The sequence below is a fragment of the Burkholderia sp. Tr-20390 genome, from assembly GCF_017104595.1.
Classification (GTDB): Bacteria; Pseudomonadota; Gammaproteobacteria; order Burkholderiales; family Burkholderiaceae; genus Burkholderia.
In genome coordinates this window covers 19209-32417 of the sequence record NZ_JAAGPC010000036.1, presented here as the reverse complement: position 1 = coordinate 32417, position 13209 = coordinate 19209, and the positions used below count along the sequence as shown (strand labels likewise).

At 66.2% G+C, this 13209-nt stretch carries 11 protein-coding genes; all 11 read right to left on the bottom strand.

All coding sequences use genetic code 11. The annotated features are described in order from the left end of the window. Window positions 1–35: 35 nt before the first annotated feature. On the bottom strand, window positions 36–1838 hold the full coding sequence (aspS, locus tag G3N98_RS12755; protein ID WP_006477843.1) for an aspartate--tRNA ligase: 1803 nt from the start codon (window positions 1836–1838) through the stop codon (window positions 36–38). A 67-nt stretch (window positions 1839–1905) separates the two neighbouring features. Next, entirely contained in the window at window positions 1906–2556 is a 651-nt protein-coding gene (locus tag G3N98_RS12750) for a DUF502 domain-containing protein (RefSeq protein WP_069248829.1), read from the bottom strand. Between the two features lie 61 nt (window positions 2557–2617). Beyond that, on the bottom strand, window positions 2618–2965 hold the full coding sequence (locus tag G3N98_RS12745; RefSeq protein ID WP_011353158.1) for an FmdB family zinc ribbon protein: 348 nt from the start codon (window positions 2963–2965) through the stop codon (window positions 2618–2620). 95 nt (window positions 2966–3060) lie between these two features. After that, a complete protein-coding gene (locus G3N98_RS12740) occupies window positions 3061–3687 on the bottom strand; it encodes an SAM-dependent methyltransferase (protein ID WP_175237363.1) in 627 nt (208 codons plus the stop codon). Between the two features lie 17 nt (window positions 3688–3704). Beyond that, window positions 3705–5282: a ubiquinone biosynthesis regulatory protein kinase UbiB gene (gene ubiB, locus G3N98_RS12735; RefSeq protein WP_175237362.1), complete on the bottom strand. Its 1578-nt coding sequence runs from the start codon at window positions 5280–5282 to the stop codon at window positions 3705–3707. A gap of 13 nt (window positions 5283–5295) precedes the next feature. Next, window positions 5296–5922: an SCP2 sterol-binding domain-containing protein gene (locus tag G3N98_RS12730; RefSeq protein ID WP_069248831.1), complete on the bottom strand. Its 627-nt coding sequence runs from the start codon at window positions 5920–5922 to the stop codon at window positions 5296–5298. A gap of 163 nt (window positions 5923–6085) precedes the next feature. Then, window positions 6086–7120: a TIM44-like domain-containing protein gene (locus G3N98_RS12725; protein WP_175237361.1), complete on the bottom strand. Its 1035-nt coding sequence runs from the start codon at window positions 7118–7120 to the stop codon at window positions 6086–6088. Window positions 7121–7161: 41 nt separating this feature from the next. Further along, window positions 7162–7893 carry a bifunctional demethylmenaquinone methyltransferase/2-methoxy-6-polyprenyl-1,4-benzoquinol methylase UbiE gene (gene ubiE / locus G3N98_RS12720; protein WP_039360112.1) on the bottom strand — a complete coding sequence of 244 codons (732 nt, stop codon included), beginning with the start codon at window positions 7891–7893 and terminating at the stop codon, window positions 7162–7164. A gap of 53 nt (window positions 7894–7946) precedes the next feature. Continuing rightward, window positions 7947–8360 carry a DUF971 domain-containing protein gene (locus tag G3N98_RS12715; protein ID WP_089426307.1) on the bottom strand — a complete coding sequence of 138 codons (414 nt, stop codon included), beginning with the start codon at window positions 8358–8360 and terminating at the stop codon, window positions 7947–7949. Continuing rightward, window positions 8357–8800, bottom strand: coding sequence for an HIT family protein (locus G3N98_RS12710; RefSeq protein WP_089426308.1), 444 nt, complete (start codon window positions 8798–8800; stop codon window positions 8357–8359). The genes G3N98_RS12715 and G3N98_RS12710 overlap by 4 nt, the downstream gene beginning before the upstream one ends. An 85-nt stretch (window positions 8801–8885) precedes the next feature. Further along, entirely contained in the window at window positions 8886–12920 is a 4035-nt protein-coding gene (locus tag G3N98_RS12705) for a DUF3683 domain-containing protein (RefSeq protein ID WP_089426309.1), read from the bottom strand. Window positions 12921–13209: the final 289 nt, after the last annotated feature.

The following is a 13209-nucleotide window of genomic DNA, read 5'->3' as shown; positions in this document are numbered from 1 at the left end:
CGCGCGAACGCACACACGACCGGGTACGAGGCGCGTTACGCCTTCGGCTGTTCCGGCTGACGCAGACGGATGTGCAGTTCGCGCAGCTGACGCTCGTCGACCGGGCTCGGCGCCTGCGTGAGCAGATCCTGCGCACGCTGCGTCTTCGGGAACGCGATCACGTCGCGGATCGAATCGGCGCCGGCCATCATCGTGACGATGCGGTCGAGACCGAATGCGATACCGCCGTGCGGCGGCGCGCCGTACTGCAGCGCGTCCAGCAGGAAGCCGAACTTGAGCTGCGCTTCTTCCGCACCGATCTTCAGCGCGCGGAACACCTTGCTCTGCACTTCCTCGCGGTGGATACGCACCGAGCCGCCGCCGATTTCCCAGCCGTTCAGCACCATGTCGTAGGCCTTCGCGAGGCAACGGCCCGGATCCGTCTCGAGGTACTCGAGATGCTCGTCCTTCGGGCTGGTGAACGGGTGGTGAGCCGCGACGTAGCGCGCATCTTCGTCGTCGTATTCGAACATCGGGAAGTCGACGACCCACAGCGGCTTCCAGCCGGCCTGGACGAGGCCGTTCGCCTTGCCGAATTCCGAATGGCCGATCTTCAGGCGCAGCGCGCCGAGGCTGTCGTTGACGACCTTCGCGCGGTCGGCCGCGAAGAAGATGATGTCGCCGTCTTCCGCGCCGGTGCGCTCGAGGATCGCCGCGATCGATGCGTCGTGCAGGTTCTTGACGATCGGGCTCTGCAGGCCGTCACGACCCTTCGCCTTCTCGTTGACCTTGATCCATGCGAGGCCCTTCGCGCCGTAGATGCGCACGAATTCGGTGTAGCCGTCGATGTCGCCGCGCGACAGCTCGCCGCCCTTCGGCACGCGCAGTGCCGCGACACGGCCGTCCTTCGCGTTGGCCGGCGTGCTGAACACCTTGAAGTCGACGTCCTTCATCGCGTCGGTCAGCTCGGTGAATTCGAGCTGCACGCGCAGGTCCGGCTTGTCCGAACCGAAACGCGCCATCGCTTCCGAGTACGGCATCACCGGGAATTTCGCGTCGAGCTCGACGTCGATCGTCGTCTTGAAGATGTGACGGATCATGTCTTCGAACAGGTCACGGATTTCCTGCTCGCCGAGGAACGACGTTTCGCAGTCGATCTGCGTGAATTCCGGCTGACGGTCGGCACGGAGGTCTTCGTCGCGGAAGCACTTGGTGATCTGGTAGTAACGGTCGAAGTTCGCGACCATCAGCAGCTGCTTGAACAGCTGCGGCGACTGCGGCAGCGCGAAGAACTGGCCCGCGTTCACGCGCGACGGCACGAGATAGTCGCGCGCGCCTTCCGGCGTGCTCTTCGTCAGCATCGGCGTTTCGATGTCGATGAAGCCCTGCTCGTCGAGGTACTTGCGCGCTTCGATCGCCACGCGGTAGCGCAGGCGCAGGTTGTGCTGCATCTGCGGGCGGCGCAGGTCGAGCACGCGGTGCGTGAGACGCGTCGTTTCCGACAGGTTGTCGTCGTCGAGCTGGAACGGCGGCGTGACCGACGCGTTCAGCACGTTCAGTTCGTGGCACAGCACCTCGATCTTGCCGCTCTTCAGGCCGGCGTTGACCGTGCCTTCCGGACGGTTGCGCACGAGGCCCTTGATCTGCACGCAGAACTCGTTGCGCACGCCTTCGGCGGTCGCGAACATTTCCGCGCGATCCGGGTCGCACACCACCTGCACGAGGCCTTCACGATCGCGCAGGTCGATGAAGATCACACCGCCGTGATCGCGGCGGCGCTGCACCCAGCCGCACAGCGACACGGTTTGGCCCAGCAGGTGTTCGGTCACGAGACCGCAGTATTCAGTACGCATCGACATGATGTTTGCTTTCGTTCGGTTTGATCAACGGGCGCCGCAACGCGCGGCCCGGGCGATGATTCTTTACTTACAGCGGCGGCTCGACGGGGCGGCGTGCAGGCGCCGGAGCCGGCGCCGGGGGCGCCACCACGCCCATCGAGACGATGTACTTGAGCGCGGCATCGACCGACATGTCGAGTTCGATGACTTCGCTCTTCGGCAGCATCAGGAAGAAGCCCGACGTCGGGTTCGGCGTCGTCGGGATATAGACGCTCACGTATTCTTCCGTCAGATGATTGAGCACGTCGCCGCCCGGCGTGCCGGTCAGAAACGCGATCGTATACGAGCCGCGACGCGGGTATTCGATCAGCAGCGCCTTGCGGAACGCGTTGCCGCTGCTCGACAGCAGCGTGTCCGACACCTGCTTGACGCTCGTGTAGATCGGCCCGACGACCGGGATGTGACGCACCACGGCGTTCCACCACGTGACGAGCTTCTGGCCGATGAAGTTCTGCGTGGCCAGCCCGACGACGAAGATGAACGCGAGCGTCAGCACCGCGCCGATCCCCGGCAGATGGAAGCCGAGCATCCGCTCGGGCTGCCACGATTCGGGCAGCAGGAGCAGGGTCTGGTCCATCGTGCCGATGATGAGACCAAGCACCCACAGCGTGATCGCGAGCGGGACGAGAACCAGCAGGCCGGTCAGAAACACCGATTTCAGGGTCGTCTTTTTCATCATCTGCCGTCAATGAACCGCGCCGGCGGCGCGGGTTGGTCGCAGCCCGGCCGGGCCGCGACGGTCAACTGCTGGCGGCGGGCGCTGCAGCCGGGGCGGGCGCGGCGCTCGTCGTCGTGCTTTCGGAACTGCTCGATGCAGCCGGCGCAGCCGCGGCGGGCGCGGCTTCCGTTGCTGCAGCCGGGGCTGCGTCGCCCGATGCCGTTGCCGGCGCGCTGGTGCCGCCCGAACCGCCGCGGAAATCGGTGACATACCAACCCGAACCCTTCAGCTGGAAGCCCGCGGCAGTGACCTGCTTGCGAAATGCATCCTTCCCGCATTCCGGGCACTGCGACAGCGGCGCGTCGCTCATCTTCTGGAGCACGTCCTTCGCGAAGCCACACGCTTCGCATCGATAGGCGTAGATCGGCATGATATTTTTCCCGCGGAAACTGGAAACGGCTTGCAAAACCTTGAATTATAGCCGAAACCCTGCCGCGCTCCGGCAACGGCCGCGATACCCGCGCATCAGCGGCGACGCCACGTGAGCCAGCGCTCGTGTCCTTCGAACACCGCGAGCGAATCGGTCACGGGCAAATCCTCGATCAGCTCGAAGTGCGGCGTGAGCAGCGCATCGAGTTCGGCACGCTCGATTCCGAACGGCGGCCCCTTCGGTTTCGCCATCAGGAAGAAATAGCCGGCCAGCAATCCGTCAGCAGGCAGCAACTCGGCCATGCGCGCCGCATAGTCGGCACGCATGGCCGGCGGCAGCGCGCACAGGAACGCGCGCTCGTACACCCACTGCACGTCGAACGGCGGCCGGTACGCAAAGAAATCGGCCTGCTCGACGACGTCCGCATGCGCACCGAGCTGCGCCTTCGCGGCCGCCACCGCCTGCGCGGCGAAATCGATCGCACGCACGGGCCAGCCGGCTTCGGCCAGCCACCCGGCTTCCTGCGCACTGCCGCAGCCGGGAATCAGCGCCGCGCACGGCTCGAGCCGATTCGCGAACACGCTGAAACCCTCGGGCACGCCGCCGAATTCCCACGGCGTCACGCCACGCTCGAAACGCTCGTCCCAGAACGATGCGTTGCCGGGGTCGCGCGTCGTGAAATCGGCGGCTGACGGTGTAGCGGGTTGCTTCGGATCGGACATCGCCCTGCTCCTTTCGGTCATGTGCCGTACGCGAGCGCCAGCAGCACGCGCGCGACGAGCGCCCCGACGCCGACCGCGAGGCCGAAGATCAGCAGCGCCTGCATCAGCCGGTTCGTCCGCTTCTGCTCGACGAGGATCTGGCGCATCAACTCTTCGCTCGCGGCACGCGGCGCATCATGGCGCGCGGCCATCGCGTGATGGATCAGGCGCGGCAGTTGCGGCAGCGTCTTGCTCCACTGCGGCGCCTCGACCTTGAAGCGCTCGTACCAGCCGCGCAGGCCGATCTGCTCGGTCATCCAGCGCTCGAGGTACGGCTTCGCGGTCTTCCACAGGTCGAGCTCGGGGTCGAGCGAACGGCCGAGGCCCTCGACGTTCAGCATCGTCTTCTGCAGCAGCACGAGCTGCGGCTGGATCTCGACGTTGAAGCGGCGCGACGTCGAGAACAGCCGCATCAGCACCTGGCCCAGCGAGATGTCCTTCAGCGCGCGGTCGAAATACGGCTCGCACACCGCGCGGATCGCGCTTTCGAGTTCCTCGACGCGCGTTTCGGGCGGCACCCAGCCCGATTCGAGGTGAAGCGTCGCGACGCGGTGGTAGTCGCGCTTGAAGAACGCGAGGAAGTTCTGCGCGAGGTAGTTCTTGTCGAAATCGGACAGCGCGCCGACGATCCCGAAATCGAGCGCGACGTAGCGGCCGAACGTATTCGGATCGAGGCTCACCTGGATGTTGCCCGGGTGCATGTCCGCGTGGAAGAAGCCGTCTCGGAACACCTGCGTGAAGAAGATCTCGACGCCCTCGCGCGCGAGCTTCTTGATATCGACGCCGGCCGAACGCAGCGTCTCGACCTGGCTGATCGGCACGCCGGTCATGCGCTCCATCACGAGCACCTGCGACGTCGAGAAATCCCAGAACATTTCGGGCACGAGCAGCAGGTCGAGGCCCGCGAAGTTGCGGCGCAGCTGGCTGCCGTTGGCGGCCTCGCGCATCAGGTCGAGCTCGTCGTGCAGGTACTTGTCGAATTCGGCGACGACCTCGCGCGGCTTCAGGCGCCGGCCGTCGGCCCACATGCGCTCGGTCCAGATCGCGATGTCGCGCATCAGCGCGAGGTCGGAATCGATCACGGACAGCATGTTCGGGCGCAGCACCTTCACGGCGACGGCCTTGCCCGCGTGCTGGCCCTGCTTGAGCTTCGCGAAATGCACCTGCGCGATCGACGCGCTCGCGACCGGCTCGCGCTCGAATTCGTCGAACAGTTCGTCGACCGGCGCACCGAGCGACTTCTCGATGATCCCGATCGCGACCGCCGAATCGAACGGCGGCACCTGATCCTGCAGCTTCGCGAGTTCATTCGCGAAATCGACCGACAGCAGGTCGCGGCGCGTCGACAGCACCTGGCCGAACTTCACGAAGATCGGGCCGAGGCTTTCGAGCGCGTGACGCAGCCGCACGGCAGGCGGATCGGAATAGCGGCGGCCGATCGTCGTGATCCGCAACAGCAGCTTCACGCGCCGGTCGTCGATCCGGGACAGCATCACTTCGTCGAGACCAAAGCGGATGACGGTGTAGACAATCTTGATGAAACGGAAAATGCGCATGCCCTGCGGCCCCTCAGTGCGCGCCGCGCGGGCCGGAACCCGTGCGCGCGCCGATTTTTTGTTCGAGTCGCTCGACCCGCTTTTCGACCCGTGCGAGCGCATCGCGTGCGCGCGCCAGTTCGGCGTCGAAGCCGCCGAGCGACGCGCGCCGGACGACTTGCGGGTTCTCGTCGAGCCAGTATTCGGCGACGGAATCGAGCACGTTGCGGCCGGTGCGGCGCGCGCGCGCGCCGGCGTCGCGTACGACCGTCGCGATCCGGTATGCCGCCGCGTCGCCGACCAGCTTCGCGAGATCTTCCTCAGGCTCCCAGCGCAGGTGCTCGGCCAGCTTCGCGATCTGCGTGGCGAACTCCGCGTCGCCCTCGATCTTCACGTGCTTCATCACGGCCGCCTGGCCGCCCTGCAGGAACGCGGCGACCGTGTCGCCGGCAAGCGCGATCGACACATCGACCTGTTGCGCATCGTGCGCGTCGACGGCCGACAGATAGCCGTCGGGCTGCACCAGCAGCGTCAGCGTAACCGGGGGCACGTCGATCCGGGCAGTCTTGCCCGAATAGGGAATCAGGCGGTCGCGCGCCCACGATTCGCGGGCGAGCAGGTGATTGACAGCAGCAGCAAAAGGCTTGGCGGCAAAGGTCATCGGGCTGGGAAAGAAAAAACCCGCGCAGGCCGGGCGCCCACGCGGGTTTCTATTGTAACGTCGGATCGTCGGCAGACCGTGCCTGACCGCACACCCGGGCGGCAAGCGGTCGCAGTGCGGCGGCCGTCGCCCGGGTGCCGGCGGCGCGGGCCGCCGGTCACGCTCAGTGCGTGTTGATCTGCTGGATGCCCGCGAGCAGCCAGCCCTGACTGCCCGACTTCGACAGGTTCCACACCTCGTCGAACGGCGCGGCCGATGCATTCGCCGATTCGCGGATCAGGCCGTGGAAGCGCACGCTCGCCGACTGCTCGATGCCGCGATCCTCGATCGCGACCAGTTCCGCGTCGAGCTGCACGACGTCGGTCTGGTTCGACTCGTTGCCGCGCGAATCGAGGTCGATCTTGATCTCGGCGAACATTTCCGGCGTCGTGAACTCGCGGATGTCGGCCAGGTTGCCCTGGTCCCACGCGGCCTGCAGGCGCACGAAATAGACCTTCGAGCTGCGCAGGAACGCTTCTGTGTCGAAGCCGGCCGGCACCTGGAGCGGTGCTGCCGCAGCAGTTGCTGCCGCGCCGGTGGCCGCGGCACCGCCGCCGAACACGCCTTGCGCTTCGTTCGCGTAGCTGCTGCCGCTACCCGAGTAGTTGCTGCCGGTGCCGCCCTGCTGGAACGACGGGCTTTGCGAGTAGCCGCCCGACGACGACGCCGAGCCGCCGACCGAATACGCCGGCTCCTGCGGACGACGGCGGTTCATGAACTTGCGGACCAGCCAGATGCCGACCGCCGCGAGCAGCGCGATCACGATGACGTTCGCCATCATGCTCGCGAATGCGCCGCCCAGGCCGAAGTGCGACAGCAGCGCCGCGATGCCGAGACCGGCCGCGAGGCCGGCGATCGGCCCGAGCCAGCGCGAGCGGTTGGGCTGCGCGGCCGGCGCGGGTGCGGCCGGATTCGCCCGCTGCGCCTGCGACGGCGCGGCCTGCTGCATCGGCTGCTGCGCGGGCGGCGTGGCCTGGCGCTGCGTGACCGTGGAGTTCTGGCGGCCGATGCTGCGCCCGCCGCCCATGCGCTTGGCTTCGGCGTCGAGCGATGCGAACGTGCCGGCCGTGAGCAGGCCGACCATCAGCAGCGTGCCGACCCGTCGAGCCCACGGCTTCGACGGCTTGCTACGGTTGAACAACGAACGCGATTCGAACATCAGTTTCTCCAGATGTAAGACAAATGTATGGAAAGAGCCCCTTAATACTTGGCTCCCATGTGTAAAGCTACCACGCCACCTGACAAATTGTAATATTTGACGGCATCGAGGCCCGCTTGTTCCATCATCGTCTTCAGCGTGTCCTGATCGGGGTGCATCCGAATAGATTCGGCAAGATACCGGTAACTTTCGGCATCTTTCGCGAACTTGTCGCCAAGCCACGGTAATACTTTGAAAGAATACAGATCGTACGCTTTTTTCAGCGGATCCCAGACTTTCGAGAACTCCAGCACCATTACGCGGCCGCCGGGCTTCGTCACGCGGCGCATCTCGGCCAGCGCGGCATCCTTGTGCGTCATGTTGCGCAGCCCGAATGCGACCGTGACCACATCGAAGTAGTTGTCCGGAAAGGGAATTTTCTCCGCGTCGCACAGCAGCGACGGCGTCACGATGCCCTTGTCGAGCAGCCGGTCGCGGCCGACGCGCAGCATCGATTCGTTGATGTCCGTATGCCAGACCTCGCCCGTCGGCCCGGCCGCCTTCGCGAACGACCGGGTCAGGTCGCCGGTGCCGGCCGCCAAGTCGAGCACCTTGAAGCCGGGGCGCACGTTCGCCTGCGCGATCGTGAACGCCTTCCACGCACGGTGCATGCCCGCCGACATCAGGTCGTTCATCAGATCGTAGTTGCTCGCGACCGAATGGAACACACCCGCCACTTTCTTCGCTTTTTCGTTTTCCTCGACGCTTTCGAAGCCGAAGTGGGTTTTGCTCATCGCGTTGATCCTCAGTAAATGGCAAGACGGCGCCGAGCGGGCGCCGTCGAATTTCAGTGGCAGTGGCCGTGCGACGCGTTCGCCGCCGGCATCGGGGCATCGCGCTCGACGCCCGCCGCCTTCAGTTTGTCGAAATAGTCGCGCCACAGCGCGTCCTGCTGCGTGGCCAGCTCGTACAGCAGGTCCCACGAGTAGATGCCGGTCGAATGGCCGTCGGAAAACGTCGGCTGCAGCGCGTAGTGGCCGACGCCCTCGAGCGCGGTGATCGTCACTTCGCGCTTGCCCGTCTGCAGCGTCTCCTGGCCGGGCCCGTGGCCGCGCACCTCGGCCGACGGCGAATACACGCGCATCAGCTCGAACGGAATCCGGAAACTATCGCCGTTCGGGTACTGCAATTCGAGCACGCGCGATACCGCGTGCACGACGACGCCGGACGGAATCGGCGTCGTGGAAGTCAAACCGCTCATGGCTGCCTCGAATCGGTCATGCGTTGAATTTCCTCGCGCACCGCATTGTGCAGCAGCGAGGCCTGCGCTGCGCGCGAGCGCAGCAGCGCCTCGGACACGCTGCGCTGGCGCGGCGCCCATACGGGCTGCGGGAAGTGTGCGTCGTTGGAAAAGCGCGGGATCACGTGCCAATGCACGTGCGGCACCATGTTGCCGAGGCTCGCGAGATTCACCTTGTTCGGCTGCATCACGCGGCGCACGGCCCGCTCGACCGCGTAGACCACGCGCATCAGATGTGCCCGCTCCGGTTCGCCGAGATCGGAGAATTCGGCCACGTGCGCGCCCCAGATCACCCGGCAGAAGCCCGGGTAGTCGTGCTCGCCCGTCGCGAGGACGACACGCACCGCATCGTCCTGCCAGAGCACTTCGCCGCCGTCTTCACGGCAAAACACGCATTCCATCGTCGCTCCCATGTGGACGGGCGCCGGCATTGCCGCGCCGGCGCCCGCTCATTCCTGGCCCGGTCGGGCGGTCGTCATGCCCGCATTAGACCAGCACGCGCTCGATCCCGCCATTGTTCGCACGTGCGACATAATCGGCCATCCAGTTCTCGCCGAGCACCTGGCGCGCGATTTCGACCACGATGTAGTCGGCCTCGAGGTTCGCGTCCTCGCTGTAGCGCGACAGGCCCTGCAGGCACGACGGGCAGCTCGTCAGGATCTTCACGTCCGGGCCGTTCGCGGCCGCGGCGGCCGCTGCAGCCGACCCGGGCGCGTTGCCGGCCACGACCGGGATGCTGCGCAGCTTCGCGGCCCCCTTGCGGATCTCCTCTTCCTTGCGGAAGCGGACCTGCGTCGAAATGTCCGGGCGCGTGACCGCGAGCGTGCCCGATTCGCCGCAGCAGCGATCGTTCTTCTCGATCTTGTAGCCGTCCTTCTCGGCGCCCATCAGCTCGTTGACGAGCTTCACCGGGTCCATCGTCTTGATCGGCGTGTGGCACGGGTCGTGATACATGTAGCGCGTGCCCGTCACGCCATCGAGCTTCATCCCCTTCTCGAGCAGGAACTCGTGGATGTCGATGATCCGGCAGCCCGGGAAGATCTTGTCGAATTCGTAGCCGGCGAGCTGGTCGTAGCAGGTGCCGCACGACACGACCACCGTCTTGATGTCGAGGTAGTTCAGCGTGTTCGCGACCCGGTGGAACAGCACCCGGTTGTCGGTGACGATCTTCTCGGCCTTGTCGTACTGGCCCGAGCCGCGCTGCGGATAGCCGCAGCACAGGTAGCCCGGCGGCAACACCGTCTGCACGCCGGCTTCCCACAGCATCGCCTGCGTGGCGAGGCCGACCTGCGAGAACAGGCGCTCGGAGCCGCAGCCCGGGAAGTAGAACACCGCTTCCGAATCGACGGTGGTCGACTTCGGATTGCGGATGATCGGCACGATCTTGTTGTCCTCGATGTCGAGCAGCGCGCGCGCCGTCTTCTTCGGCAGGTTGCCCGGCATCTTCTTGTTGACGAAGTGGATCACCTGCTCGACTACCGGCGGCTTGCCGACCGTGGCCGGCGGGTGCTGCGTCTGCTTCGTCACGACCTTCTTCAGCATGTCGTTCGCGAAGCGCTGCACCTTGTAGCCGGCGCCCATCATCACGCTGCGCGCGACGTTGATCGTCTGCGGATTGGTCGCGTTCAGGAAGAACATGCCCGCCGCATTGCCGGCGTTGAACTTCTTCTTGCCCATCTTGCGCAACAGGTTGCGCATGTTCATCGTGACGTCGCCGAAGTCGATCTTCACCGGGCACGGCGTCGCGCACTTGTGGCACACCGTGCAGTGGTCGGCTACGTCGTTGAACTCGTCCCAGTGCTTGATCGACACGCCGCGGCGCGTCTGTTCCTCGTACAGGAACGCCTCGACCAGCAGCGAGGTTGCGAGGATCTTGTTGCGCGGGCTGTACAGCAGGTTCGCGCGCGGCACGTGCGTCGCGCACACCGGCTTGCACTTGCCGCAGCGCAGGCAGTCCTTCACCGAATCGGCGATCGCGCCGATGTCGGACTGTTTCATGATCAGCGACTCGTACCCCATCAGCCCGAAGCTCGGCGTATAGGCGTTGCGCAGATCGGCGCCTTCGAGCAGCTTGCCCTTGTTGAAGCGGCCGTTCGGGTCGACGCGCTGCTTGTACGCGCGGAATTCGGCGATCTCGTCGTCGGTCAGGAACTCGAGCTTCGTGATGCCGATGCCGTGCTCGCCGGAAATCACGCCGTCGAGCGACCGCGCGAGCGTCATGATGCGTGCGACCGCCGCGTGGGCGTCCTGCAGCATCTCGTAGTTGTCGGAGTTGACCGGCAGGTTGGTGTGGACGTTGCCGTCGCCCGCGTGCATGTGCAGCGCGACGAACACGCGGCCGCGCAGCACCTGCTTGTGGATCGCCTGCGCCTCGTCGAGGATCTGCTTGAACGCGCCGCCGTTGAAGATCGCGCGCAGCTCGGCGCGGATCTCCTGCTTCCACGAGATGCGGACCGTGCGGTCCTGCGTGATGTGGAACACGGTCGCGCCCGGCTGATCGTCCGCGCGATCGGCGAACTTCTCGGCAAGCGCCTCGTAGCCGAGCTGCACCAGGTAATGCTGCGCCTCGCGCAGCGGCTGGTCGAGCCGGTCGCGCACGAATTCCCAGCGGGCACGCACGCGCTTGAGCAGCTCCAGCGCCTGCTGGACCCGGTCTTCGAGCAGTTCGGCGCTCGGGATCTCGTTCGCGTCGTCGGTCTTGCCGAGCGGCAGGTTGCCGGCACGGAAAAACGCTTCCAGCGCGTCGACGAGCTGCAGCTTGTTCTTCAGCGACAGCTCGATGTTGATCCGCTCGATGCCGTCGGTGTACTCGCCCATCCGGTTCAGCGGGATCACGACGTCTTCGTTGATCTTGAACGCGTTCGTGTGCTTCGCGATCGCGGCCGTGCGGCTGCGGTCGAGCCAGAAGCGCTTGCGCGCCTCCGCGCTGACCGCGACGAAGCCTTCGCCGCTCTTGCCGTTCGCCATCCGGATCACTTCGGACGTGGCGTGCGCGACCGCATCGGCATCGTCGCCAACGATGTCGCCGATCAGCACCATCTTGGGGAAGGCATTGCGCTTGCTCTTGGTCGCGTAGCCGACCGCGCGCAGGTAGCGCTCGTCGAGGTGCTCGAGGCCCGCGAGGATCGCGCCGCCCTGCTTCGACGTTTCGAACAGGTAATCCTTGATCTCGACGATGCTCGGGATTGCCTCGCGCGCCTGGCCGAAGAATTCGAGGCAGACGGTGCGCGTGTGCGCGGGCATCTTGTGCAGCACCCAGCGCGCGGACGTGATGAGCCCGTCGCAGCCTTCCTTCTGCACGCCCGGCAGGCCGGCGAGGAACTTGTCGGTCACGTCCTTGCCGAGCCCTTCCTTGCGGAACCGGCGGCCTTCGATCTCGAGCATTTCGGTGCGCAGCAGCTTCTCGCCCGGCGCGTAGGCGCCGTCGAACCACTTCAGCTCGAAACGCGCGACCGCGATGTCGTGGATCTTGCCCTGGTTGTGCTCGTGGCGCGTGACTTCGAGCCAGTTGCCGTCCGGGTCGACCATCCGCCACCAGGCCAGGTTGTCGAGCGCGGTGCCCCACAGCACGGCCTTCTTGCCGCCCGCGTTCATTGCGACGTTGCCGCCGATGCACGATGCGTCGAGCGAGGTCGGATCGACCGCGAACACGTAGCCGGCCGCTTCCGCCGCCTCGGTCACGCGGCGCGTGACGACGCCCGCGCCGGAGAAGATCGTCGGCACCTTGTGCGCGACACCCGGCAGCTCGGTCAGCTCGACCGCGCCGAGTTGCTCGAGCTTTTCGGTGTTGATGACGGCGGAGAACGGCGTGAGCGGCACCGCGCCGCCCGTGTAGCCGGTGCCGCCGCCGCGCGGGATCACGGTCAGGCCGAGCTCGAAGCAGGCCTTGATGAGGCCGGCGATCTCGGCTTCGCTATCGGGGGTCAGCACGACGAACGGGTATTCGACACGCCAGTCGGTCGCGTCGGTCACGTGCGACACGCGCGACAGCCCGTCGAAACGGATGTTGTCCTTCTGCGTGCAGCGGCCGAGCGCCTTGGTCGCGCGGCGGCGCAGGTCGGCCATCTTCTCGAATTCGTCGGCGAACTCGTTGACCGCACGCTGCGCGGCGGTTTCGAGCATCTCGACGCGCGATGCGCGCTCGCGGCCCGCGTCGTCGCGGTGCTCGGTGAGATCCGCGCTGCGGCGCTTGCCGATTTCGGTAAGGCGGTGGTTCAGCGCCTCGATCAGCAGCGCGCGGCGCTTCGGGTTGTCGAGCAGGTCGTCCTGCAGGTACGGGTTGCGGCGCACGACCCAGATGTCGCCGAGCACTTCATACAGCATCCGTGCCGAGCGGCCCGTACGGCGCTCGGCGCGCAGTTCGTCGAGCACCGACCACGCCTCTTCGCCGAGCAGGCGGATCACGATCTCGCGATCCGAGAAGGACGTGTAGTTGTAGGGAATCTCGCGCAAACGGGGCGCGGGGTCGGCGGCGACGGCGGCGGCCGCGCCATGCGGATCGAAAACTTGTGGTGCGTTCATGTTCGGACGACTCGGAGGGCCGATACACCGTGCACGGGCGTCGGCAAGCGCGTGGGCGCAATCTTGGGGAAATCTGTTCTGTTACCAGGCGCGCGGCTGTCCTTCATGGGGCCGGAGCGGGCGACTCGCCCCTCCTGGCCGGCGACAGGGCCTGGCGGCACTCGGAACGATCAGCACGATCGCGCGCGGCGCGCGTGCCGTTCGGCCGCGGGGCTGGCTGCGCGCGGCGTCGGCTTCAACGGTGCGATCCGAGGGTGCCTCTGCATCTTCCGATCCTTGATTCAAAACG